22 protein-coding genes and 1 pseudogene are annotated in these 24,050 nt (G+C 74.5%); 12 read left to right on the forward strand and 11 right to left on the reverse strand.

Translation table 11 applies throughout. The features are described from left to right. Nucleotides 1–26 precede the first annotated feature (26 nt). The 4 genes from AAG589_RS09245 to AAG589_RS09260 all read left to right on the forward strand — a co-directional run bounded on the left by AAG589_RS09245 (nucleotide 27) and on the right by AAG589_RS09260 (nucleotide 3,334). Nucleotides 27–977: a bifunctional helix-turn-helix transcriptional regulator/GNAT family N-acetyltransferase gene (locus tag AAG589_RS09245; RefSeq protein ID WP_430566935.1), complete on the forward strand. Its 951-nt coding sequence runs from the start codon at nucleotides 27–29 to the stop codon at nucleotides 975–977. 57 nt (nucleotides 978–1,034) lie between these two features. Further along, nucleotides 1,035–2,045 (forward strand): TIGR03557 family F420-dependent LLM class oxidoreductase, encoded by a 1,011-nt coding sequence (locus AAG589_RS09250; protein WP_430566936.1) that lies wholly within the window; start codon nucleotides 1,035–1,037, stop codon nucleotides 2,043–2,045. Beyond that, the gene (cofE, locus tag AAG589_RS09255) at nucleotides 2,042–2,854 is read left to right on the forward strand and encodes a coenzyme F420-0:L-glutamate ligase (protein WP_430566937.1); all 813 of its coding nucleotides are present in this window, start codon (nucleotides 2,042–2,044) and stop codon (nucleotides 2,852–2,854) included. The genes AAG589_RS09250 and cofE overlap by 4 nt, the downstream gene beginning before the upstream one ends. 69 nt (nucleotides 2,855–2,923) lie before the next feature. Next, nucleotides 2,924–3,334 (forward strand): hypothetical protein, encoded by a 411-nt coding sequence (locus AAG589_RS09260; protein ID WP_430566938.1) that lies wholly within the window; start codon nucleotides 2,924–2,926, stop codon nucleotides 3,332–3,334. Between the two features lie 9 nt (nucleotides 3,335–3,343). Here the strand turns inward: AAG589_RS09260 and AAG589_RS09265 are convergent, their stop codons facing one another. Beyond that, nucleotides 3,344–3,709, reverse strand: a complete 366-nt coding sequence (locus AAG589_RS09265; RefSeq protein WP_430566939.1) for a VOC family protein — start codon at nucleotides 3,707–3,709, stop codon at nucleotides 3,344–3,346. A gap of 193 nt (nucleotides 3,710–3,902) precedes the next feature. Here AAG589_RS09265 and AAG589_RS09270 point away from each other — a divergent pair, with 193 nt between their 5' ends. Next, nucleotides 3,903–4,781: an SGNH/GDSL hydrolase family protein gene (locus AAG589_RS09270; protein ID WP_430566940.1), complete on the forward strand. Its 879-nt coding sequence runs from the start codon at nucleotides 3,903–3,905 to the stop codon at nucleotides 4,779–4,781. A gap of 22 nt (nucleotides 4,782–4,803) precedes the next feature. On the opposite strand, the gene AAG589_RS09275 is transcribed toward AAG589_RS09270, so the two are convergent. From AAG589_RS09275 to AAG589_RS09290, 4 genes and pseudogenes are all read right to left on the reverse strand, one after another. Next, complete coding sequence (locus tag AAG589_RS09275) at nucleotides 4,804–5,358, reverse strand: YbaK/EbsC family protein (protein WP_446719719.1); 555 nt, start codon at nucleotides 5,356–5,358, stop codon at nucleotides 4,804–4,806. 39 nt (nucleotides 5,359–5,397) lie between these two features. Next, nucleotides 5,398–6,399, reverse strand: a pseudogene (locus tag AAG589_RS09280) (AI-2E family transporter); the annotation flags it as partial. Nucleotides 6,400–6,463: 64 nt separating this feature from the next. Continuing rightward, nucleotides 6,464–7,651: a magnesium/cobalt transporter CorA gene (gene corA / locus AAG589_RS09285; protein ID WP_430566941.1), complete on the reverse strand. Its 1,188-nt coding sequence runs from the start codon at nucleotides 7,649–7,651 to the stop codon at nucleotides 6,464–6,466. A gap of 330 nt (nucleotides 7,652–7,981) precedes the next feature. Beyond that, nucleotides 7,982–9,025, reverse strand: a complete 1,044-nt coding sequence (locus tag AAG589_RS09290; RefSeq protein WP_446719693.1) for an alcohol dehydrogenase catalytic domain-containing protein — start codon at nucleotides 9,023–9,025, stop codon at nucleotides 7,982–7,984. Between the two features lie 129 nt (nucleotides 9,026–9,154). On the opposite strand from AAG589_RS09290, the gene AAG589_RS09295 reads away from it, so the two are divergent. Beyond that, entirely contained in the window at nucleotides 9,155–11,473 is a 2,319-nt protein-coding gene (locus tag AAG589_RS09295; RefSeq protein ID WP_430566942.1) for a M28 family peptidase, read from the forward strand. A gap of 9 nt (nucleotides 11,474–11,482) precedes the next feature. Here the strand turns inward: AAG589_RS09295 and AAG589_RS09300 are convergent, their stop codons facing one another. Then, nucleotides 11,483–11,866 (reverse strand): MmcQ/YjbR family DNA-binding protein, encoded by a 384-nt coding sequence (locus AAG589_RS09300; RefSeq protein ID WP_430566943.1) that lies wholly within the window; start codon nucleotides 11,864–11,866, stop codon nucleotides 11,483–11,485. Nucleotides 11,867–12,051: 185 nt separating this feature from the next. Here AAG589_RS09300 and AAG589_RS09305 point away from each other — a divergent pair, with 185 nt between their 5' ends. Continuing rightward, nucleotides 12,052–13,653, forward strand: coding sequence for an amidase (locus tag AAG589_RS09305; RefSeq protein ID WP_430566944.1), 1,602 nt, complete (start codon nucleotides 12,052–12,054; stop codon nucleotides 13,651–13,653). Between the two features lie 48 nt (nucleotides 13,654–13,701). On the opposite strand, the gene AAG589_RS09310 is transcribed toward AAG589_RS09305, so the two are convergent. Together AAG589_RS09310 and AAG589_RS09315 are read right to left on the reverse strand one after the other, a co-directional pair. Continuing rightward, nucleotides 13,702–14,463, reverse strand: a complete 762-nt coding sequence (locus AAG589_RS09310; RefSeq protein ID WP_430566945.1) for a sulfite exporter TauE/SafE family protein — start codon at nucleotides 14,461–14,463, stop codon at nucleotides 13,702–13,704. Between the two features lie 7 nt (nucleotides 14,464–14,470). After that, nucleotides 14,471–15,193 (reverse strand): FadR/GntR family transcriptional regulator, encoded by a 723-nt coding sequence (locus tag AAG589_RS09315; protein ID WP_430566946.1) that lies wholly within the window; start codon nucleotides 15,191–15,193, stop codon nucleotides 14,471–14,473. A gap of 127 nt (nucleotides 15,194–15,320) precedes the next feature. Between AAG589_RS09315 and AAG589_RS09320 the strand changes: the two genes are divergently transcribed. From AAG589_RS09320 to AAG589_RS09330, 3 genes are read left to right on the forward strand one after another with little or no spacing between them, the layout of a single operon-like run. After that, nucleotides 15,321–16,640, forward strand: a complete 1,320-nt coding sequence (locus AAG589_RS09320) for an SLC13 family permease (RefSeq protein ID WP_430566947.1) — start codon at nucleotides 15,321–15,323, stop codon at nucleotides 16,638–16,640. Nucleotides 16,641–16,645: 5 nt separating this feature from the next. After that, entirely contained in the window at nucleotides 16,646–17,842 is a 1,197-nt protein-coding gene (locus AAG589_RS09325) for a CaiB/BaiF CoA transferase family protein (protein ID WP_430566948.1), read from the forward strand. Next, nucleotides 17,839–19,275 carry a carboxyl transferase domain-containing protein gene (locus AAG589_RS09330; protein ID WP_430566949.1) on the forward strand — a complete coding sequence of 479 codons (1,437 nt, stop codon included), beginning with the start codon at nucleotides 17,839–17,841 and terminating at the stop codon, nucleotides 19,273–19,275. Before AAG589_RS09325 ends, AAG589_RS09330 begins: the two co-directional genes overlap by 4 nt. Nucleotides 19,276–19,281: 6 nt before the next feature. Here the strand turns inward: AAG589_RS09330 and AAG589_RS09335 are convergent, their stop codons facing one another. From AAG589_RS09335 to AAG589_RS09345, 3 genes are all read right to left on the reverse strand, one after another. Further along, complete coding sequence (locus tag AAG589_RS09335; RefSeq protein WP_430566950.1) at nucleotides 19,282–20,130, reverse strand: hypothetical protein; 849 nt, start codon at nucleotides 20,128–20,130, stop codon at nucleotides 19,282–19,284. Then, entirely contained in the window at nucleotides 20,127–21,428 is a 1,302-nt protein-coding gene (locus tag AAG589_RS09340; RefSeq protein WP_430566951.1) for a glycosyltransferase, read from the reverse strand. Before AAG589_RS09340 ends, AAG589_RS09335 begins: the two co-directional genes overlap by 4 nt. 76 nt (nucleotides 21,429–21,504) lie before the next feature. Continuing rightward, nucleotides 21,505–22,458: an NAD(P)/FAD-dependent oxidoreductase gene (locus AAG589_RS09345; RefSeq protein ID WP_430566952.1), complete on the reverse strand. Its 954-nt coding sequence runs from the start codon at nucleotides 22,456–22,458 to the stop codon at nucleotides 21,505–21,507. A 58-nt stretch (nucleotides 22,459–22,516) separates the two neighbouring features. On the opposite strand from AAG589_RS09345, the gene AAG589_RS09350 reads away from it, so the two are divergent. Both AAG589_RS09350 and AAG589_RS09355 read left to right on the forward strand, forming a co-directional pair. Next, complete coding sequence (locus AAG589_RS09350) at nucleotides 22,517–22,993, forward strand: MerR family transcriptional regulator (protein ID WP_430566953.1); 477 nt, start codon at nucleotides 22,517–22,519, stop codon at nucleotides 22,991–22,993. Beyond that, nucleotides 22,990–24,048: a P1 family peptidase gene (locus tag AAG589_RS09355; protein ID WP_430566954.1), complete on the forward strand. Its 1,059-nt coding sequence runs from the start codon at nucleotides 22,990–22,992 to the stop codon at nucleotides 24,046–24,048. Before AAG589_RS09350 ends, AAG589_RS09355 begins: the two co-directional genes overlap by 4 nt. The last annotated feature ends 2 nt before the right edge of the window (nucleotides 24,049–24,050 follow it).

Here is a 24,050-nt window from a genome sequence, read left to right on the forward strand (position 1 = left end):
CACTTTCTCTGACTAAGGTCAGAGGTATGGCGAACCGGGGCGAGGTGTCGAGTGGGGACGACGACGGCGTCGAGGTCGTGCGGAGGTTCAACCGCAGCTACACGCAGCGCGTGGGGGCGCTCGAGGACTCGTTCCTCGGCACCGGGATGCCGCTGGGCACGGCCCGCCTGCTGTTCGAGATCGGCACGGAGCCGGGCACGACGCGAGACCTGCGCGCGCGGCTCGGGCTGGACTCGGGGTACCTCAGCCGCCTGCTGCGCCGGCTCGAGGCCGACGGGCTCGTCGCCGTCGTGCCCGACGCCGACGACCGGCGCCGGCGACGCGTCGACCTCACCGCCGCCGGGCGGAGGGCCTGGGACGACCTGGAACGCCGGTCGGTGGACAGGGCCCGCGAGCTGGTCGCGCCGCTCACGGCGCGCCAGCGGGGCCGGCTGGCGGCGGCCCTCGCCGAGGCGGACCTGCTGGTGCGGGCCGCGACGGTGACGCTCGAGCGCGTGGACCCGTGGTCGGAGCTCGCGCGACGGGCGGTCGCCGCGTACGTGGCGGAGCTCGACGAGCGGTTCCCGGGCGGCTTCGATCCCGGCCCCTCGCCGGCGCCCGGCGAGCGTGACCCCGAGGACGCGCGCCTCGCGCCGCCGTCGGGCGCGTTCGTCGTCGCGACGAGCGACGGCGAGCCCGTCGCGTGCGGGGGAGTGCGCACGCTGTCGGACGGCGCGCCCGACGGCGCGCGCGGGTCGGTGGGCGAGATCAAGCGGATGTGGGTGCACCCCGGCTGGCGGGGGGCCGGGCTCGGCTCCCGGCTGCTGCGCCACCTGGAGGGGGTGAGTCGTGACCTCGGGCACCGCGAGGTGCGCCTCGACACGAACGGGACGCTCGCGGAGGCGGTCGCGATGTACGAGCGGGCGGGCTACCGGCGCATCGCGCGCTACAACGACAACCCCTACGCGGAGCACTTCTTCGCCAAGCGCCTCGCGTGACGGCGGCGCACGGCGGTACCACGTATCCGGTCGGCGGCCGGGGATAGGGTCGGAACCATGGCTGCCAACCCCGACCTGACCATCGGCTATGCCGCGATGCTCGAGCAGTTCCACCCCACCGACGTCGTCGACTACTCGGCCTACGCGGAGGAGCACGGCTTCTCCGGCGTCATGGCCGCCGACCACTTCCAGCCGTGGGTGCCGCAGCAGGGCGAGGCGGCGTTCGTCTGGAACGTGCTGACGGCGCTCGGCGAGCGCACCCGCGGCGACCTCGGCCCGGGCGTCACCGCCCCGACGTTCCGCTGGCACCCCGCGATGGTGGCGCAGGCGTCGGCCACGCTCGCCGCGATGTACCCCGGGCGTCACTGGCTCGGCCTGGGGTCCGGCGAGGCGCTCAACGAGCACGTGGTGGCCGGCTACTGGCCCGAGGCCCCCGAGCGGATCAACCGGATGTTCGAGGCCATCGACATCATCAAGAAGCTGTTCGCGTCCGGCATCGACGGCAAGGACGTCAAGCACTCGGGGCAGTACTACAAGATGGAGTCCACGCGGCTGTGGACCATGCCCGAGGTGCCGCCGGAGATCCTTGTCGCCACCGCCGGCCCGATCACCGCCAAGCGCGCGGGCAAGCACGCCGACGGCCTCATCACCGTCGGGGCGCCGCTGGAGAAGATCGAGATGCTGTTCGGCAAGTTCGACGACGGCGTCCGCGAGTCCGGTCGGGACCCGCAGGGGATGCCCAAGGTGCTGCAGGTGCACATGTCGTGGGCGTCCACCGACGAGGAGGCGCTCGCGAACGCGATGACCGAGTGGCCCAACGGCGGCATGAAGTTCCCGAAGGCGGACATCCGCTCGCCGCACGACTTCGCGCAGATGGCCAAGCTGGTGCGCCCGGAGGACTTCGAGGGTCGCATGGTGATCTCCGCCGACCCCGACAAGCACCGCGAGGCGATCCAGAAGTACGTCGACCTGGGCTTCGACCGCATCTACCTGCACAACGTGGGGCGCAACCAGAAGGAGTGGATCGAGGTCTTCGGCCGCGAGGTGCTCCCGAAGCTGGTGCGGTGAGCGCTCGGCTCACCGTCTGGGCGCCCGCCGGGTTCCCGGAGGTGCGGCCCGGGGACGACCTTTCACGGCTGGTCGGCGACGCCCTGGACGCCGACGGCGCCGCGTCGGGCGACCCGCTCGCCGAGGGCGACGTCGTGGTCGTCACGTCCAAGATCGTCTCGAAGGCCGAGGGGCGCGTGGTGCGCGCCGCCGACCGCGAGCAGGCGATCACCGACGAGACGGTGCGCGTGGTCGCGACGCGCGCGCGGCCCGGCGGCCTGCCGCCGCTGCGCATCGTGGAGAACCGGCTCGGCCTGGTCATGGCTGCGGCGGGCGTCGACGCGTCGAACACTCCCGACGGCACGGTGCTGCTGCTCCCCGTCGACCCGGACGCCTCCGCCCGCGCGCTGCGGGCCGCCCTGCGCGCGCGGTTCGGCCTGGACCGGCTCGGCGTCGTCGTCACCGACACGGCCGGTCGGACGTGGCGGGACGGTCTGACGGACATCGCGATCGGCGCCGCCGGGGTGGACGTCGTCGACGACCTCCGTGGCGGCGTCGACGCGCACGGGCGGCCGCTGTCGGTCACCGTGACCGCCGTGGCCGACGAGGTCGCCGCCGCCTCCGAGCTGGTGCGCGGCAAGGCGGAGGGGCGCCCGGTCGCGGTGGTGCGCGGCCTGGCGCGGCACGTGCGTGCGGGCGAGGGCCCGGACGCGGACGGGCCCGGCGCCCGCGTCCTGGTGCGCCCCAGCGCGGACGACCTGTTCCGCGAGGGCAGCGCCGAGGCCTACGCCCGCGGCCTCGCCGACGGCCGGGCCGAGGCGCCGAGGTAGCCGGGCAGCCCGCGAGGTAGTTCGCGAATCCTGTCGCGCGGGCGGCCGGGGGTCGCCTACGGTGCCGGCATGGCTGCTCCCGAGACTCCTGCCGGCCCGCGCGCGGACTGGATCGAGCACCGCCGGCCCGACGACCGCGAGGCGTTGGGCTGGTTGCGCCCCGAGGGCGACTGCTGGGTCGCCGTGTCGCTGCTCGGCCGCGACGTGAGCGGTCCGGTCGACTGGTCCGACGCCGAGGAGGCGCTCGAGTCGACGGGGCTGTCGTGGATGGCGGACGTCTGGATGCTCGAGAGGGACGACGACGAGCCGCTGCGCGTGAAGCTCGTCGAGGTCACGCCCGACCACGTGGTCGTGCAGACGGACGACTTCGGCGCGATCGACGTCGCCGTCGAGCGGTTCGAGCTGCCGTGGCCGGCCCCGGCGGCGCTGCGCCCGCGCCGGCAGGGCGACCCCGACGGCCGGGTGCTGTTCTCCCGCTGACGGCCGGGCTCAGCCGGCGTCCGTCGTGCCCTCGTAGAGGCCGATCCGGTTGCCGTCCGGATCCTCGAGCACCGCCCACCAGCTGGTGGGGCTGATCTCGGACTTCTCCATGAGCACCGCGCCGCCCAGCTCGCGCACCTTGGCGAGGGCGTCGTCGATGGAGTCCACCTCGACGTAGCTGCGCGGTTGGTCGAACCCGCCGTCGCGCGGCGCCAGCCCGCCGCCGCTGATCTGGTTGGGCGCCCGCCACATCGGGTAGTCCTCGAACCCGGGCGGGGCGTCGATCTGCCAGCCGAACAGGCCGGAGTAGAACCCCTTGGCGCGCTCCTTGTCCGTCACCGGGATGTCGATGTGCGTGATGTCGCCGTGAGCCATCGTCGTGCTCCTCGCTGGGGTGGTGGGGACGTCGACGTCCCGGAGCACCACGCTAGTCGCGACGCGATCACCGGCAGGGCGGGTGCCGGGGGCAAGGATTCCCGGCGCGTCGGCTGGTAGACGGCGTCGCACGTCGTGACACTCGGTCTCGGCGCTCACCGTCGAGCGCCTGCGGACACACAAGGGAGTTGTCATGCACCTCGCACGTCGCACTCGCCGTACCGCCCTCGCCGCGGCCTCCGCCGCCGCGGTCGCCGTCGCCGGCCTCGTCGCCACGGCGGCGCCCGCCGGGGCGGCCCCCGACCCGGAGAAGTACGTCGCCCTCGGCGACTCGTACTCCGCCGGGTCGGGCATCCTGCCACCCGATCCCGACGCGCCGCTCGCCTGCCTGCGCACCACCCTGAACTACCCGCACTTCCTCGCCGACCGCCTGGGCGCGGACCTCGTCGACGTCACCTGCGGGGCCGCCCAGACCAAGGACCTCGCCCAGTCGCAGTCCCCGGGCGTGGCCCCGCAGCTCGACGCCGTGACCGAGGACACCGACCTGGTCACCCTCACCATCGGCGGCAACGACAACAACACCTTCATCGGGGCGCTGCTGGCCTGCGGCTCGGCCGGCGCCCTCACCGGCGGGCGCGGCAACCCGTGCGAGCGCACGTACGGCGACCGGTTCACGAGCCAGGTCGAGGAGACCACGTACCCGGCCGTCCGGCAGGCGCTCGAGGAGATCAAGGCCCGGGCCCCGCACGCCGACGTCGCGATCCTCGGCTACCCGTGGATCCTGCCCGCCGAGAAGGGCTGCTTCGCCAAGCTTCCCGTCGCGGCCGGCGACGTGCCCTACCTCCGCGACCTGCAGGCCACCCTCAACGGCGTCATCGAGCGCGCGGCCGACGAGACGGGGGCGACGTTCGTCGACCTGGCGGAGCGCAGCGAGGGTCGTGACGCGTGCGCGCCCGCCGGCGAGCGGTGGGTGGAGCCGCTGCTGTTCGGCACCAACGTGGTGCCGGTGCACCCCAACGCGCGCGGCGAGAGCGCGATGGCCGACGCCGCCCTGGACGCGCTGGGCTACTGACCGGAGGGCTGCCCCACCGGGATCACTCCGCGGGCGGCACGACCGGCGTCGGCGTGCCGCCCGTGATCCGTACCAGCTCGTCGTACGAGGTCGGGAACACCGTCTTCGCGTGGCCGGCCGCGGCCCACACGACCTCGTGGGCCCCCAGGTCGACGTCGACGAGCGTGCGCACGGGGGCGGGGTGGCCCACGGGCGCGACGCCGCCGATCACCTGGCCGGTGGCGTCGCGCACCGTCTCCTTGCTCGCGCGCGCGAGTCGGCCGCCGAGGCGCGCGCCCAGGTACTCGGTGTCGACCCGGTGGGCGCCGCTCGTCAGGACGAGCACCGGGTCGTCGTCGAGCGTGAAGACCAGCGAGTTCGCGATCGCGCCGACCGGGACGCCGAGCGCCTCGGCCGCGCGGGCGGCGGTCGTGGCGTGGTCGTCGAGCCAGCGGATCTCCCCACCGGCCCCGGCGTCGTCGAGCGCGGCGCGGACGCGGTCGACGGCGGGGTGCGAGGGGGCAGGATCCGCGCGGGGGGTCGCCGCGGCGGGGCGCTCGTCGTCAGGCGTGACGTCGTCGCCGGAGAGCCACCGCAGCCACACCGTGCGGGGGTCGCCCTCGAGCACGAGCGCCCGCACCAGCAGGGTCAGCGGGATCGCGAGGATGGCGCCGAGCGGGCCGATGACGAAGGTCCAGAAGACCACCGACATGAAGCTCAGCGTGAGGCTGAGGCTGACGGCGTCGGACACGAACTTGGGCTGCACCAGCACCTGCAGCACCACGTTGACGACGCAGTAGACCGCCGCGACGGCGAGCGCCAGCGGCCAGCCGCCGACGACGAACGCCATGATGAGCGGCGGGATCAGGCCCAGCACGAAGCCGATGTTCGGGATGAAGTTGGTGACGAAGGCGAGGATCGCCCACACCATGGGGGCGGGCACGTCGAGCAGCGCGAGCGCGAACCCGTCGACGATCGCGACGATCGCACCGAAGGACGCGTTGACCACGAAGTAGCGCCGCACCCCGGTGCTGAACCGGGTCGCGCGGCCGATCTGCTCGGCGTGCGTCGCGCCGAAGACGCGGGACGCGGTGGCGTACCGGGCGGCGTCGGCGGCCATGAAGATCGCGTACGCGAGCACGAAGAAGAAGGCCGTCGCGATCGACAGGACCATGCCGCTCACGCTGCCCGCGAGGGACAGCAGCCGCGAGGGCTCCAGGAACGACGTCGCGGCGTCGGCGACCTGCGTGTCCAGGCCCAGGTCGGACAGCTGCGCGGCGATCTGGGTCACCGACTGCTCGAGGTCGCGGAAGTACTCGGTCACCAGGTCCGCGAACTGGAAGCCGGCGAAGACGAGCATCGCGAGCAGCGCGGCGAGGATGAGGTACGCGACGACGATCACGGCCGTCGTCGCGGCCCAGCGCGGCCAGCCCCGGGCCTCGAGGGGCCGGCGCACCGGGTGGCAGATGATGACGATCACCGCGGCGAGGAACACGGGCGCCAGCACGTCCGAGGCCCAGTGCACGCCGGCGAGGACGAGGACGGCCGCGCCGAGGGACAGGAGCGTGCGGGTGGCGGGGTTGAGCCCGCCGGGATCGGTGGTCGGGCTGCCGGTGGTGGTCGCCGGGGTCGAGTTCACCCCGCGACCCTAGCGACCACGACCGGCGACGGCGCGCGCGACCACGCGTCGGAGGGGACCCTGCTCAGATCCAGCGCTTCCAGCGGAAGACGGCGAACAGGGCCACGCTCACGCTGAGCATGGCCACCAGCGCGGCCGGGTAGCCCCACGCCCAGTGCAGCTCGGGCATGTCGTCGAAGTTCATGCCGTACACGGTGCCGACCAGGGTCGGGGCGAAGAGGATGGCCGCCCAGCCGGAGATCTTCTTGACCTCCTCGCCCTGGCGGATGCTCACCTCGGTGAGGTGCGTCATCTCCTCGTTCTGCCGCCGCGCCACGAGGGTGGCGTTCACGGTGAGGATGTCGCGCAGGGCGGCGCGGAACGACTCGACCCGGTCCGCGACCTCGGTGAGGTGGTCGGCGACGTCGCGCAGGTAGGCCTGCATCTCCTCGGTGACGCCGTACTTCTCCGCGCCCTTGGCGAGAGAGCCGCACACGCGCTGCAGCGGCCGCACCGCCCGCTGGAACTCGACCACCTCGCGCGAGAGCTCGTAGATACGCCGCGACACGGCGGCGTCGCCGCCGAACACCTCGGACTCGATCTCGTCGATGTCGCCGTCGAGGCCGGCGACGACCGGCGCGTAGTCGTCGACGACGCGGTCCACGATCGCGTAGAGCACGGACTCCGGGCCGCGGGCGAGCATGGTCGGGTGCGCCTCGAGGTGCGTGCGCACGGCGGAGAGGTCGGGGCACGCGCCGTGCCGCACGGTGACGACGAAGTCGGGGCCGACGAAGACGTGCAGCTCGGAGAACTCCACCTCCTCCGCCTGGTCGACGTACCGGGCGGCGTGCAGCACCACGAACAGGGTGTCGCCGTAGCGCTCGATCTTGGGGCGCTGGTGAGCGACGATCGCGTCCTCGACGGCGAGCGGGTGCAGGTCGAACTCGCGGGCCAGCTGGGCCAGCTCGGTCTCGTCCGGCCGCTCCAGGCCGATCCACGCCATCCCGCCGGGGTGGGCGCGCAGCTCGCGGAACGTGTCCGCGAGGCGGGTGAAGCTCGCGACCCGGCGGCCGTCGGCGTCGTACAGGGCGGACTCGACGATGGACGAGCGCGCCGGCACGTCGCGCCGACCCTGCGGGGTGTCGGCCGGGGCGCTGCCCAGGCGACCGCCCGCGCCGCTGGCCGGGGTGGCGCGGCGGGGGCGCAGGGCGCCGAGCAGCGGACGGTTGCGGACCGCGCGGGAGGCGGCGGTGCGGGGGGAGGTGACGGACATGGCGGACTCCGAGGCAGCAGGGCGTGCAGGGACGGTGATCGGTCCCGCGACTGCGGCTGGGGGGCGCCCCGGATGATCGGGGGCGCTCGGAGAACGGTGGCGCCGGTTCAGGAGAGCGTGCGCCACGGCCGCCCGGCGACGGCCGGGCGGGGAGCCGTCAGTCGCGGCTCGGACTACTGGGAGGCTCGCTACGGGTCATGTGCGCGCACCTCCCTCGTCGTCTGCGGCGGTCGCCGCTGCTGCTCAGGCCACCCGCCAGCATAGCCTCGAGCAGGCGGCCGGGCCACGACCGGGAGGGCGCGGGCAGGGTGATCTCGAAACGTCGAGCGCTCAGCGCCGTGGGTCGACGACGACCATCCCGGAGCGCGGGGTGCCGGCCAGCCCGGGCAGGAGGCGCGCGCCCTCGTCGAGCCCGACGACCCGGTCGACGAGGTCGGCCGGCCGCAGCGTGCCGTCGGCCACGCGCGCGAGCATCTCGGGGTAGTCGGCGGCGGCCATGCCGTGGCTGCCCAGCACGTCCAGCTCCCAGCCGATCACGCGCGACATCGGCACGCGCGGGTGGCCGTCGACCGGCGGGAGCAGGCCGACCTGCACGTGCCGTCCGCGCCGCCGCAGGCTGCCGATCGCGTCGGCGCACGTGCGCTCGCTGCCGACGGCGTCGACGCTGACGTGGCAGCCGCCGGTGAGGTCCTGCACTGCGGCGGGCACGTCGACCCCGTCGCCGGCGCGGACGGTGCGCGCCGCACCGGCCCGGCGTGCGGCCTCGAGCGCGCCGTCGTGCCGGTCGACGGCGACCACCTGCGCGCCCAGCGCGGCGGCGACCATGACCGCGCTGAGGCCCACGCCGCCCGCGCCGACCACGACCACCTGCTCGCCCGGCCGCACGCGGGCGCGCCCCGCGACCGCGCGGTACGCCGTGGCGAAGCGGCAGCCCAGGCTCGCGGCGGTGGCGTCGTCGACGTCGTCGGGCAGGGTGACGAGGTTGGTGTCGGCGGCGTGCAGCACGACGAGCTCGGCGAACGACCCGGCGTGCGTGAACCCCGGCTGGGTCTGGTCCGGGCAGACCTGCGCCTGCCCGGAGCGGCACCAGTCGCAGCGCCCGCAGCCGCAGACGAACGGCGACGTCACCCGGTCGCCGACGCGCCAGCGCTCGACGCCCTCGCCGACGGCGGCCACGACGCCCGCCAGCTCGTGGCCCGGCACGTGGGGGAGCGTGGTGATGTCGGTGTCGTGACCCGCCCAGGCGTGCCAGTCGCTGAGGCACAGCCCGCTCGCGTGGACGCGCACGACGACGCCCCCCGGCGGGGCCGCGGGGTCGGGCACCTCGCGGACCGTGACGGGGCCGCCGAACCGGTCGAACGTCATCGCGCGCACGGGGCGATCCAACCACCGATCCGCCGGTCGGTCGGGCGGCGGTCCAGGCGACGGTCCGGGTATCGGTCCACCTGAGACGGCGCGTATCACGATTGGGCCACGGCGCGCGGGCGCCGCTAGCGTGCCCGGGTGACCCAGACCCGGTCGCGGGCGACGTCGCTCGCATGCGCACTGTTCCTGCTCGTCCTGGCGGCGCTCGCCGTCTGGTCGGTGCTGCCGCCGTCGCCGCGGCCGGCGGACGCCGCCGCAGACGAGTTCAGCGCCGAGCGTGCGTTCGCGACGGTCGAGGCGGTCGGCGGCGAGGTGCACCCGCACGGCACGGCCGCGGCGGCGGACGTCCGCGACACGATCGTCGCGGACCTCCGCGACCTCGGCCTCGACCCGGAGGTGACCGACGGCGTCGGCATGTCCGGGCGGCTGGGCGACCAGAGCCGCGTCGCGGCCACCAAGAACGTCGTCGCGACCATCCCGGGCACCGACTCCACCGGGCCGGTGTTCCTCGTCGCCCACTACGACTCCGCCGAGGTGTCGCACGGCGCCAACGACGACGGCGCCGGCGTCGCGACCCTGCTGGAGACCGCGCGCGCCCTGGGCGCCGGCGAGCCGCTGCGCAACGACCTCGTGCTCGTCTTCACCGACGCCGAGGAGGCGTGCCTGTGCGGTGCGGAGGCCTTCGCGCACGCCGACCCGCGGGCCGCCGACGGGGGCGTCGTGGTCAACGTCGAGGCCCGCGGCTCGTCCGGCCCGGCGATCATGTTCGAGACGTCCGAGGGCAACGCCGCCCTCGTCGACGCCTACTCCCACGTGCCGTACCCCGTGGGCAGCTCGATGGCGGTCGAGGTCTACCGCATCCTGCCGAACGACACCGACTTCTCGCCGTTCCTCGACGACCCGGAAGGGCGCTTCACCGGGCTCAACTCCGCGTACATCGACGGGTCGGCCACCTACCACGCGCCGCAGGACACCCCCGAGCGGATGTCGCTGGCGAGCCTGCAGCACCACGGCGCCAACATGCTCGCCCTGGCGCGCGAGCTCGGGGACGGCGACGCCGCCGCGCTCGCCACGCCGTCCGCCGACGACGCCACGTACTTCCCGCTGCCGGGCGGGGTGCTCGCGCGCTACCCGGGGTGGCTCGTGTGGCCGCTCGCCGTGGTCGCGCTGCTCGCGGTCGGAGCCCTCGCCGTGGTCCTCGTCCGGCGCGGCGAGGTGCGCGGCGACCGGACCACGGCCGGCACCCTCGCCCTCGGCTTCGCGTCCGCGCTGCTCCCGCTGGCCGGTGCCGTCGGCGGGTCGATCGCCCTCGGGTGGGTCATGGGCCTGGTGCGGCCCGGCTACGACGAGATGCTCGACCCGTGGCGGCCCTGGGGCTTCCGCGTCGCCCTGCTCGGCATCGTCGCGACCGTGTGGACCGCCTGGTTCCTCGGGCTGCGCCGCTCGCTCGGCGGGGCGGCGCTCGCGGTGGGGGCGCTCGGCTGGCTCGCCGTCCTCGGCGTCGTCCTCGCCGCCGTCACCCCCGGCGGCTCCTACCTCGCCGCGCTGCCGGCGCTCGCGGGCGCGGTGGCCTGGCTGCTCACCCTGCGGGTGGCGCGGGGCGTCGTGGGCCGCCGGGTGGTCGTGACCCTGGGCGCGGCCGTGGGCGTCCTCGTCCTCGTGCCGATCGTGCTGCTGTTCTTCCCGGCCTTGGGCCTGGCGACGGGCGCCGCGCCGGCGGTGGTCGCCGCGCTGCTCGGGCTCGCCCTCACCCCCGTCCTCGCGGTGCTGTGGCCGCGCGGCCGGCGCCGCGCGCTCGGCCTGGTCGGCGGGTGCGCCGCGGTGGGCGTCGTCGCGCTGGTCGTGGGCTTCGCCGTCGACCCGTTCGACGCCGAGCACCCCGAGCCCACCCGCCTTGCGTACGCGCTGGACGCCGACACGGGATCCGCGCACTGGGTCTCCGACGAGGACACCCCCAGCGACTGGACCGCACGGTACGTCGACACCGAGACCGACCTGTCCGAGCCGTTCCCCATGTTCTCCGGCGAGGTGCAGGCCGGCGACGCCCAGGCGGTCGACCTGCCCGCCCCCGTCGTCGACGTGGCCGACGCCGAGCCCGACGGGGACTCCCGTGTCCTCACGCTGCGCGTCACCCCGGGCCGGGGAGCCCCGATCGGCACCGCGGGCGCGCTCCGGTACGTGCAGCTGAACGCCCCCGGGGTGGAGCGTGCGACCGTCGCCGGCCGGGAGGTGCCGATCGCGGGCGGCGCCCTCGACACCCGCTTCTACGCGCCGGGCGACGACGGGTTCGAGGTCGAGCTCACCGTGCCGGCCGGGCAGCCGCTGGACCTGCGCGTCGTCGCCGCCGGCGGCGGGCTGGAGGGCCTGCCCGGCTTCGTCGAGCGGCCGGACGGCGTCGGCGTGGCCGGGTCGCACACCTCCGAGCTGGTGCTGGTCGGGACGTCGGTCACGCTCTGACGCAGGGCGTCAAAGGGTGCCGTCCGCAGGGTCCGGGCGGTCGACAGCCGCGGCCAGGTGCTGCGGCGCCTGGATGCAGTAGGAGTCGGTGAGCAGCTCGGCCATCTCGCCCCAGTCGGTGCCGTCGTCGAGGACCACGCCGACGACGTTGCCGCCCCACCCGGCGCGGAAGTACGGGTGGCCGAGGTGCTCGAACGCCCGGACCTCCTGCGGCTCGGCGCGGAAGGTGACGCGGAAGAGCTGGTCCTCGCCGCCGAAGACGTGCGCCACCGTGGCCTTGCGCACCCGCCAGCGGACGCCGGTCCACGCATCCTCCTCGCGGCACTCCGGGAAGCCGAGCAGGCCGCGCAGGCGTGCCACGAGCACGGGCGGGACGTCCGGACGGTCGGGCACGAGGCCAATCTGCCACGGCGGACCGACACGTCTGCTCGAGCTTCGGCGCGGGAGCGCCGGCCGCACTGTGAGGCCAGGGTCGTACGCCGTGGTTCATTGACTAGGCCACTGGTCCATGGTGGCCTGCTGCGTGCGGCCGGCTCCGCCGGCCGAGACCGCTCGTCCTTCGGAAAGGCAATGACGCTATGACCGAGACACACTCGACCACCTCGCCCGGCGACCACGGGGCGGGCAGACTCTCCCGGCGCGGCGTGCTCACGGGTGGCGCGCTGCTGGCGGGCGCCGCGATGATCGCGCCGACCGGTGCGTCGGCCGCCGAACGGGGCCACGACTCCCGTCCCGCGCGGCGTCCTGGCGACCTGCGCGACCTGGTCACCCTCGACGCGCTGGCGCTCTCCGGGCTCATCCGCCGACGGCAGGTCAGCTGCGTCGAGGTGATGACCACCTACCTGGACCACATCGAGGAGCACAACCCGGCCGTCAACGCCATCGTCGCGCTGCGATCACGGGCCGAGCTCGTCGCCGAGGCGCGCGAGAAGGACCGGCAGCTGCGGCGCGGCGACCGAGCAGGCTGGATGCACGGCTTCCCCCACGCCGTGAAGGACCTGGCCGCCGCGAAGGGGATCCGTTTCACCTCCGGCTCGCCCATCTATGCGGACCGGGTAGCCGACACAGACGACCTCTTCGTGCGTCGCATCAAGGAGGCCGGAGCGATCGTCATCGGCAAGACCAACACACCGGAGTTCGGGCTCGGCTCGCAGACCTACAACCCCGTCTACGGAGCCACCGCGACGCCGTACGACACCGAACGGACGTCAGGCGGCAGCAGCGGCGGTGCGGCGTCCGCGCTGGCGCTGCGCATGCTGCCCGTGGCGGACGGCAGCGACTACATGGGTTCCCTGCGCAACCCGGCGGCGTTCTGCAACGTGATGGGCTTCCGCCCGTCCTGGGGGCGGGTGCCGGGGCCGGGGTTCGTGGCACAGGGCGGCGTGAGCGGCCCGATGGGGCGCAGCGCGGCCGACGTCGCGATGCTCCTGTCGACGATGGCCGGCCCGGACCGGAGCGCACCGCTGGCGATCGACGAGGATCCGGCCGTGTTCACCCGGACGCTGCAGCGCGACTTCCGCGGCACCCGCATCGCGTACGTCGGGGACTGGGACGGCCACCTCGCCACCGAGCCCGGGGTGCTCGACCTGGTGGAGTCGTCCTTCGGCGCCTTCGAGGCGCTCGGTTGCACGGTCGAGCGTGCGCTCCCGGCGTTCGACCCCGCCCGGGTCTGGGACCTGTTCCTCACGTGGCGGTGGTGGAGCATGCTCGGCTACGGGGACCTCTACGACGACCCGAGCACCCGCCGGAAGATGAAGCCCGAGCTGGTCTGGGAGATCGAGAACGGCCTGCGACTCTCCGCGCGGGACGTCGCAGAGGCCGTGGAGGCGCGGACGGCGTGGTACGGGGCCGTGAGCGACCTGTTCGCCGAGTACGACTTCGTGCTCGCGCCGAGCGCCCAGGTGTTCCCATTCGACAAGGAGACGCACTGGCCCTCGTCCGTGGACGGGCGGGAGATGGACACCTACCACCGCTGGATGGAGACGGTGGCACCGTGGACCATGTCGGCGCACCCCGTGGCCGGCGTCCCGGTCGGGTTCGACGACCGAGGCCTGCCCATGGGTGTGCAGATCATCGGCCCGGACAACGGGGACCGGGCGGTGCTCCAGCTCGCCCACGCCTATGAGCAGCGGACCCGGTGGACCGCGCGGGTGCTGCCCCCGGCGCTGCGGGACGGCTGACCGGCGGCGCCGCGCGGGTTCGGGGTGCCCCGGCCCGCGCGGCGCCGGTCACACGAGCATGACGACGGCAGTGACCACGCCGGCGATCACGATGAGACTGCGGAAGAGGGTGGGCGGCAGCCGCCGCCCGACGCGCGCGCCCACGTACCCGCCGACCACCGAGCCGCCGGCGAGCAGGAGGATCGCCGTCCAGTCGAGGTCGGCCACGACCAGGAAGATGACGGTGGCGACGAGGTTCGACGCCATGACGGCGAGAGTCTTGAGGGCGTTGACGAATCGCAGCTCGAGGTCCGTGCCGAGGCCCAGGACGGCGACCATCATCACGCCGGAGCCGGCGCCGAAGTAGCCGCCGTAGACGCCCGTGAGCAGCGAGAACGCCGACGTCACGGGAGACATCTGGTGGCGGGGCCCGGTGTTCGCGGCGCGCCGGCGCGCGAGCCATCGCGAGATCGGCGGCTGAGCGCCCACCAACAGGCAGGTGAGAAGGATGAGCCAGGGCACGACCGCCTCGAACACTCCGGGCGGCAGCTTGAGGAGGAGGAAGGCGCCGGCCACGGCGCCGACGGCGCAGGTGGCGATCACCGTGGCGGCGACTCGCGGGTGGGCACGCAGCTCTGCCCGGTACCCGTACGACCCGGAGATACCGGCGGGGAGCAGCCCGACCGTGTTCGAGGCGTTCGCGACGACCGGCGGGAGGCCCACCGCCAGCAGCACGGGAAAGCTCAGCAGCGACGCCACTCCGACGGTCGACGTCAGCACTCCGGCACCGAGGCCGGCGGCCAGCACGGCCAGGTGTTCGAGGCCGGTCACGGGCGGATCATGCCTCGGGGTGCCCGGACAGCATGGCGACGTCGGAGACCAGCTCGACGTGCGCGTGCATCGCGGCCGCCGCGGCGGAGGGGTCGCCGGCGCGGATCGCGTCGGCGATCGCACGGTGCCCGGCGAGGGAGTTGCGCGGGCGTCCGGGCTGCGACAAGGACTCGATGCGGGTCTCGCGGATCAGCCCTCCGATCTCGGCCATGAGCCGGGCGAGCAGCGGCGAGTGGGCGGCGGCCGTGACCGCGGCGTGGAACTCCTCGTCGCCCTCGACGCCGCGGTCGCCCTGCTCCACGGCACGGGCCATGGCCGTCAGGGCGAGGTCGATCCGGGCCAGGTCCTCGTCGGTGCGTCGTGTCGCTGCGAGCGAGGCGATCTTGGTCTCGAGGGCGTCGCGCGTGTCGATGATCTCGGGGAGGCGGTCCGCGTGGGCCCGCACCGCGTCGACGATGCGCCGCCCGCCGGTCGCTCCGGTGACGACGGTGCCGTCCCCGTGCCGGACGGCGACGGCCCCGACGACCTCGAGCGCGACGAGCGCCTGGGCCAGCGTCGCCCGTGAGACGCCGAGCTGCGCGGCGAGCTCCCGCTCGGGGGGCAGCTTGTCACCCGCGGTGAGTCCGTTGGTGCTGATCCATCCCGTGAGCTGTTCGGCGACCTGCTCGTAGAGGCGGGTGCGCGGCGGGCGCGGGGGGAAGGCGGGCGGCGGCGTCGGCGACGAGGACACGGCCACGACACTACTCGAACGACTCCTACTTGACAGGTGACCCGCTGGCATATTGGCTAGGCCACTGGTCCATCCGGGTGTGATGTCGGTCATAGGCGACCGCGGCCCGCGAGACGAGGGGGTTGAGATGGGTCCGGAACTGGTGGCGATCATCGCCCTGGTGGCGTTGTTCGTCGTCGGCACGCTGCTGCCGATCAACATGGGTGCCCTGGCGTACGTGGCGGCGTGGTTCGTCGGCGTGTACGCGCTGGGCATGGACGAGAAGGAGATCCTCGGCGGGATCAGCGGCGATCTCGTCCTGACGCTCATCGGCGTCACCTACCTGTTCGCGATCGCCAAGAACAACGGGACCGTGGACCTCATCGTCCGGAAGGCCGTCCAGGCGGTGGGCGGCAGGGTCGCGCTCATCCCGTGGGTGATGTTCGGGGTCACCGCGCTGCTCACCGCGATCGGTGCCGCGAGCCCCGCGGCGTGCGCGATCATCGGCCCGATCGCGCTGGGCTTCGCCGGCCGGTACAAGATCAACGCGCTCATGATGGGCATGTTCGTCGTCCACGGCGCGCAGGCGGGCGGGTTCTCACCCATCAGCATCTACGGCACCATCACCAACTCCGTGATGCGGGACGCGGGCTACGCCAACACCGACGTAGTCGTCTTCGTGTCGAGCATCGCGGTGAACCTGGTGCTCGCGATCGTGCTGTTCCTCGCCCTCGGCGGGCGCAAGTTGATGAGCCAGCGCATCGACGTGCTCGACACGGGCGAGGTTACCGAGTCCTTGCACTCCGGCGGCAACACCGTCTCCGGGCGTGGCCTCGGCGCGAGCATCCCGACGATGACGCGGTCCGTCGGCGTCAAGCGCGACCAGGTCGTCACGCTGGTCGCGTTCGTCGCCGTCGCGGTGGTGGCTCTCGCGTTCGACCAGAACATCGGCTTCGCCGCCATCACGGCCGCGGTGCTCCTGGCGATCCTCTCGCCACAGGAGCACAAGGACGCCGTGCGCCAGATCGCCTGGCCCACCGTGCTCCTCGTCGCCGGTGTGACCACCTACGCGTCGGTCCTGACGGCGGCGGGGTCGCCCGAGTACGTGGGCACCTGGGCCGCCGGCCTGGGCGTCGCGGCCATCGGCGCGCTGATCCTCTGCTACGTGGGCGGGATCACCTCCGCCTTCGCGTCGTCCACGGCGCTGCTGCCGGTGCTCATCCCGATCGCTCTGCCCCTCGTCGCGACCGGACACATCAGCCCGGCCCTGCTCGCCGCGGCGCTCGCGGTGTCCTCGACGATCGTCGACGTGAGCCCGTTCTCCACGAACGGTGCCCTGATGGTGGCGAACCGCCCGGACACCATCAGCGAGCAGGCCTACTACAAGCAGGTGCTCACCTACTCCGTCATCGTCACGCTCGTCGGCCCGCTGCTCGTGTGGGCCGTCCTGATCCTGCCTGGTTGGTGATCCTCTTGACCTCTGCCGAGACCTCCGCTGCTGCCGGACCTCTGGACGACGTGCTCGTCGTCGACCTCTCCCGTGCGCTCGCCGGGCCGCACGCCACGATGATGCTGGGCGACCTCGGCGCCCGCGTCATCAAGGTGGAGTCGCCCGGCAAGGGCGACGACACCCGCGGGTGGGGGCCGCCGTTCGTCGGGGAGGGTGACGGTGTGCAGTCGACGTACTTCCTCTCCGCGAACCGCAACAAGGAGTCGATCACGCTCGACCTCAAGGCCGAGGCCGATCACGCGATCCTTCTCGAGATGGTGGACCGCGCCGACGTCCTGGTGGAGAACTTCCGTCCGGGTGTGCTCGACCGGCTCGGCCTCGGGGTCGACACGCTGCAGGCCCGCAACCCGCGTCTGATCGTCCTGTCGATCACCGGGTTCGGCCACGACGGCCCGGAAGGCGGACGGGCCGGCTACGACCAGATCGCCCAGGGCGAGGCCGGGCTGATGTCCCTCACCGGATCCGGGCCGGACGACCCGCAGCGGGTCGGGGTGCCGATCGGCGACCTCCTCGCCGGCATCTACGGCACCACCGGCGTGCTCGCCGCGCTGCACGAGCGCGAGCGCACGGGCCTCGGCCAGGTGGTCCGGACGTCGCTGCTCGCGGCGGTCGTCGGGGTGCACGCGTTCCAGGGCACCCGCTGGACCGTGGCGGGCGAGGTGGGCCGGGCCCAGGGGAACCATCACCCGTCCATCGCGCCGTACGGTCTGTTCCGGTGCCGGGACACCGCGGTGCAGATCGCCGTCGGCTCGGAGGCCCTCTGGCGGAGGTTCTGCGCCGCGTTCGCCCTCGACCCGGACGCGCCGGGCTTCGCCTCCAACGGGGAGCGCGTCGCGCGTCGCGAGGAGCTCGTCGAGATCGTGGAGAAGGCCTTCGCCGACTTCGACGGCGAGGAGCTGCTGGCCCGGCTCGCGGAGGCGGGGATTCCCGCCGGTCGAGTCCGCACGCTCGACGAGGTGTACGACTGGGAGCAGACCCGCAGCCAGGGGCTCCTGGTCGACGTCGAGCACCCCACGCTCGGCACGGTGACCCTCCCCGGGCCGCCGCTGCGCTTCTTCGGTGCCGACGGCTCGGAGAGCACCCGCCGCGACCACGCCGCGCCCCCCACCCTCGACGAGGACGGCGCGGCGATCCGTCGCTGGCTCGCGGAGCAGGCGTGACGGCGCGGCGGCTCGGCGCACGGCAGGTCCTCGACCTCGTGCTCGACCCTGGGTCGTTCGAGTCCTGGGACCAGCCGATCGACATCTCCGGGCACGCGCCGGCGTACCAGGAGGCGCTGCGGGCCGCCGCTGCCACGGCAGGCACTGACGAGTCCGTCGTCACCGGCCGGGGTCTGGTGCGAGGGCGGGCCGTGGCGGTCGTCGTGAACGAGTTCCGGTTCCTCGGTGGGTCCGTCGGCGTGGACGCGGCGGGCCGGATCGCCGACGCCGTCCGGCGTGCGACCGCACACGGCCTGCCGTTGCTGGCCACGACGGCGTCCGGCGGCACGCGCATGCAGGAGGGCACGCCCGCGTTCCTGCGGATGGTCGAGATCGGACGCGCGGTCATGGCGCACCGGGCGGCCGGCCTGCCGTACCTCGTGTACCTCCGGCATCCGACCACGGGCGGCGTCTTCGCGTCCTGGGGATCGCTCGCGCACCTCACGGTGGCCGAGCCGGGGGCGCTCGTCGGGTTCCTCGGGCCGAAGGTCATCGAGGCGCTCACGGGCGAGGCGCTCCCCGCCGGCGTGCAGGGCGCCGAGAACCTCGCGGCGAAGGGCGTCATCGACGGGGTGGTTGCGCCGGAGAACCTGTCGGGCCTGCTGGAGCGGACCCTGGCCGTGCTCGTGGACGAGCCGTCGCCGTCGAGCCTGCCGCGCCGCGGCGACGAGGTCGCGTCGACGGGCGCGGCCTGGCCCTCGATCCTCCGCACTCGCCGGGACGACCGGGCGGGAGTCCGGGACCTGCTGCGCTACGGGGCGCAGGGCACGGTGCGGCTCAGCGGAACCGACGAGGGCGAGCGCGACGAGTCGATGCTGGTGGCGCTCACGCGCCTGGACGGACAGCCGTGCGTGGTCGTCGGACAGGACCGCAGCCGGCAGAGCGCGACGTCGCCGATGGGACCGGCCGCCCTGCGGGTCGCCCGCCGGGCGATGGTGCTCGCCGAGGAGCTGCGCCTCCCGCTGGTGGCGGTGATCGACACGCCTGGCGCGGAGCTCTCGCGAGAGGCGGAGGAGGGCGCCGTCGCGGGTGAGATCGCCCGCTGCATGGCGCTCCTGACCCGCCTGACGGTGCCGACGCTGTCGGTGATCCTGGGCCAGGGCTGCGGCGGGGGCGCGCTCGCGCTGCTACCGGCGCAGCGGGTCGTCGCGGCGCAGCACGCCTGGCTCGCCCCGCTGCCGCCGGAGGGTGCGAGCGTCATCGTGCACGGCGACACGCGTCACGCCGCCGAGATGGCTGAGGCGCAGCACGTACGCGCGGTGGACCTGCGGGCCGAGGGAGCCGTGCACCACGTGGTACCCGAGCGTGACGGGGACACGCCGCGGGACCTCGCGGTCGCCGTCGCGGCCGAGTGCGCGCGGCAGCTCCGGGAGATGACGGACGCCGCGCACTGACGGCGGTCAGCCGAGCCGGGCCGTGAGCACGAGCTCCTCGCCGACATCGAGCCGCACGTCCACGAGCCGGACGCCGGGAGGCAGCGCGGCGGCGAGGGCGATGCGGCGGTTCGCGGCGGCCTCGACGCGGCCGCGGACGGCGCCGAGCATCGCGGCGACCAGCGGGTTGCCGCTGGAGATCCGCACCTCTCCGACCGTCAGCACCATCGCCGCGTCGACCGACGCGGACGCCGTGGCGGAGACGCCCGCGGAGAGGAAGCCCTTGCGGATCTTGGCCTCGATCCGCAGGCCCACCGCACGCGGGCCGTGCGACTCGAGCTGCACGTCGAGGTCGCTCAGCGTGATGCCCTGCGACTGCAGGGACACGGCGAGCAGCCCGTGCACGGTCGCGACCAGGCCGGCGCGGGAGACCGCGACGCGGGCGTGCCCTGTCACCGGGTGCGCGTCGTCGGGCTCGACGGGCTCGAACCCGACCCGGCCGTCGCTGCCCTCGACCCAGACGAACCGCAGCCCCTCGGCCTCGGCGGTGACGTCCACGGGCAGGTCGACGGCGGTGAGCGGGTGGGCGTCGACGCGCAGGCGCCGGACGGCGCCGTCCTCGCGCGCGACGACCGACGCGGGCGACCACGAGGCGCCGGGAGCCTTCTGCTGCGCGCCGAACGCCACGCCGGTCAGGTCGACGTCGAGCGAGGCGACGTCCGCCCCGTCGAGCTCCGCGGCGACGCGGGCACGCTCGAGCCCGGCCACGCCCGGTCCGGCCGCCTCGGTGGCGAGCGTGCGCAGCCGGGCGGCGAGGTCGTCGCCGGTGGTGGGACGCGGGGCAGGGCCGAGCGGCAAGGGTTGTGCTGAGGTCATGCGGCGAGCGTAGTCGGAGGCCCGGAGTTCAGGTGCTCCTCGATCAGGTCGGCCGCGGCGCGCGTCCCGCCGAGCCCACGCAGCTCCGCGCCCAGGCGAGCGGCGGTCGCGCGATACCGGGGGTCCGTCGTGACGTCCCGGTACGCCGCGGCGATCGATGCCGATCGCGGCCGGCCGGTGCGGAGGTTCACCCCGGCGCCGTGCCAACCGATGCGAGCCGCGATCTCCGGCTTGTCGAGGTCGCCGCCCGCGACCACGAGCGGGACGTCGTGCCGCAGGGCCTGCAGCACCCCGCCGTAGCCCCCGTTGGTGATCATCACCGATGTGAGCGGCAAGAGCGCGGGGTAGGGGACCATCGGTGCGACCCGGGCGTTCCGGGGCAGGGGGCCGGGGACCGGAGCCGTGCGGTGGCCGAGACCGACGACGACCAGCACGTCCTCGTCGGCCAGGGCCTCGAGGGCGGGCAGCACGAGGTCGGCGGGGTCGACGTTCTCCGTGCCCTGTGTGACGTGCACGACCGGGACCTCGGACCGGAGGACGTCGTCCCACCAGTCCGGCAGGAGCCCCGGCCGTGGTGGGCGGCCGTCGTCGGTGAGGTCGCCCACGAACCGGACGGTCGCGGGGATGTCGTCGCGCGGGTAGTCCAGGCCAGGGGACCCAGCGGTCACGACGAGATCCGGCGAGTGAAAGATGCCGTCGAAGGGGGTGCGGTCGGGCGCGAGGCCTGCACGACGGCGTTCCCGCCGGTAGCGGCGCGTCACGGCGGCACCGCCCGCCCGCACCGCGGCGCGCAGCACCGCGTCGCGTCCCCGGCCGAACGGCCCGCGCGCCGGGGTGAGGCCAAGCCCCATGGGCGGGACAGTCTTGCCGGGCGGCCAGTACGCGAGCGGGGAGACGGTCGCCCACCGGGAGCCGAGCCGCTCCGCGACGAACCGGGTGCCGAGCGCCATGGGGTCGCCGGCGATCAGGTCCCACGGCTCGTCCTCGTGCAGGGCGACGAGGTCGGCGGTCTGGGCGGCGGCGGTGCCGAGGAAGAGGTCCTCGACGTTGACGAGCATCTGGCGGAACCCCTTCGCGCCCCGCATGCGCGGGAACGTCGCGGCGGGATGCCGCTCGTCGAAGTCCGGCGCCCGCTGCCACGCCACCGGCCGGGCGCCCACCTCGGCGAAGATCGCCCCGTGCCGGCGCCCCGTGTACGCGCGGACGTCGTGGCCGCGCCGAACGAGCTCCGCCGCGACCGCGCGGAGCGGCAGCGTGTGCCCGGCGAACGGCATCGCCGTCAGCATGATCGAGGCCACGGCTCCAGTGTCGGCCCGCCCGGCGTGGCCCGAGCGGTGCGGACGGAACTTCATCCGCCCGTGCACCGCCCGAGCGTCAGCGCGGGGCAGCCAGCAGGTCGGCGTCGATGGACGCGGCGGCGAGCTGGCCGGCCGCCATCGCCGCGGTCACGGAGCTCACGGGCATGGGGAAGTCGGCGGTGTGGGCCAGGTCGCCCGCGGCGAAGACGCCCGGCAGGCTGGTGCGGGCCATCGCGTCGACCGCGACGCAGCCGGAGTCGCGCAGCTCCAGGCCGAGCCGCGCGGCGAACGGCGCCGCCTGGCGCATCGTCGGCGCGACCATGAGGCCGCCGAGCTCTTCGTCCGCGCCGTCGTCCAGCACGGCCCGCGCGCCCGCGTGGCCGCCGGGGAGCGTCAGCGGCTCCAGGCGCAGCACCTTCTCGGGCCGGACGGCGACGCCGCGGGCGTCGAGCGACGCGCGCACCTGCGGGTCGACGTCGGCGCCGTCGGCGAGCACGACCAGGCGGCTCGCGATCCGCTCCATCAGTCCCGCGACGCGCGGGGCGTGCGGGCCGGCGCCCAGGATCGCCACCGGGGTGCCGGAGAACTCGTGCCCGTGGCAGTACGGGCAGTGCGCCGCGACGGTGCCGAACAGCTCCGCCAGCCCGGGCGTCACGGGCAGCTCGTCGCGCACGCCGGTGGCCAGCAGCAGGCGCCGGGCGGCGACGTCGCCGTCGTCGGCGCGCACGACGAACCCGTCGGCCGGCGCCGCCGGGTCGAGCGGCGCGACGTCGTGCGCGGTGGTGCGTCGCAGCTCGACCGTGTCGTAGGCGGCAAGCGTGCGGTGCGCGGCGGCGCGGAACTCCGCGGGCGCCGCGCCGTCGAAGCCGAGCACGTTGTGCATCGCGTCGGTGGGGTCGTTGCGGTAGGTGCCGGAGTCGAGCACGACGACGTCGCGGTGGGTGCGGCCGAGCATCAGCGCGGCGGCGAGCCCGGCGGGGCCGGCGCCGACGACGATCGCGTCGTGCAGATCGGGGCGGAGGGCGTTCATGGGTGCTCCTTGCGGGGTCGGGTTGCGTCCTGACCCCAGGCTGTGACTTCATGTCAACATGAAGTCAAGCGGGGTGGCGGAGCCGACGTGGAGCGTCGGCGAGCTGGCGGAGCGGTTCGGGCTGGAGACGCACGTGCTGCGGTACTGGGAAGAGGTCGGCCTGCTCGACCCCGCCCGCGACGGCGCCGGGCGGCGGCGCTACGGGTCCGACGACGTGGTGCGCGTCGCGACGATCCTCAGCTCCAAGGTGGCGGGCATGAGCCTGGAGCAGATCCAGGTGCTGCTGGACGCCGGGTCCACGGGGCGCGGCGCACGGGACCGGCACGAGGTGCTCACCGCCCATCTCGCGGAGCTCGACCGGCGCCAGGAGGAGATCGACCGCTCCCGGCACATGACCGAGCACGCCCTGTCGTGCCGGTCGCACGACATCGCCGCCTGCCCCCGGTTCCGCGAGCACGTGCAGGACCTCGTCGACGGCACCCGCACCTGGCGCGACGTGCACCCGGCGCGACTCGTCCCCGCGGGCCGGGCATGAGCGGCGTGCGGCCGGGGCCGCGCGAGCTCGGCGTCGTCGTCGGGGGACTGCCCACGGGCACGGCGAACGCGATCACCGACGTCGCGGGGGTGCGCGTCGGCCACACCACACTGCACGAGGGCGAGCGCCTGCACACGGGCGTCACCGCCGTCGTCCCCGACGCGCTCGGCGCCCGGCCGGGGCAGCGCCGCACGCTGCCGTGCGGGATGTTCGTGGGCAACGGCTTCGGCAAGCTGGTCGGCGCCACCCAGCTCGAGCAGCTGGGCGCGATCGAGACGCCGATCGTCCTCACCGCGACGCTCTCGGCCTTCCGTGCCGCGGACGCCCTCGTCACCCACGTGCTGGCGTGGCCCGGCTACGAGGAGGTGCGTTCCCTCAACCCGGTGGTGGGGGAGACGAACGACGGGTACCTCTCCGACATCCGGGCCCGCCCGATCACCGAGGCGGACGTGCTTGCGGCCCTCGACGGCGCGACCGACGGGCCGGTGGCGCAGGGCTGCGTCGGCGCCGGGGCGGGCACCTCCGCCCTCGGGTACAAGGGCGGCGTCGGGACGTCGTCGCGCCGCGTCGAGGTGGCCGGCGAGACCCGTACCGTGGGCGCGCTGGTGCAGTCGAACTTCTCCGGGACGCTCACCGTGCGCGGCGTTCCGCTGCCCGCCGCCGAGCTGTTGGAGCCTTCGGCGGCGCCGGCCGCCCACCCGGACGGCAACTCCTGCATGATCGTCGTCGCCACGGACACCCCGCTCGACGCGCGCCGGCTCGAGCGCGTGGCGCGGCGGGCGGTGTTGGCCATGGGTCGCGTGGGCTCCGACTTCGCCCACGGCAGCGGCGACTACGGGCTGGCGTTCACGACGGCGGGCCCCGACGTCCCGCTCGTGCCCGACGACGGCCTGGACCCGCTGTTCGCCGCCGCGATGGACGCCGTCGAGGAGGCGCTGCTCGCGTCGGTCTTCACGGCGACGACGACCGTCGGGCACCGGGGGACGCGGCACGAGCTGCCGCACGACCGTGCGCTCGAACGTCTGCGCGCGGCCGGGGCGGTGGCTCGGGACTGACC

It is taken from the genome of Isoptericola sp. F-RaC21 (assembly GCF_038593535.1).
In the GTDB taxonomy this organism is placed as follows: Bacteria; Actinomycetota; Actinomycetes; order Actinomycetales; family Cellulomonadaceae; genus Isoptericola.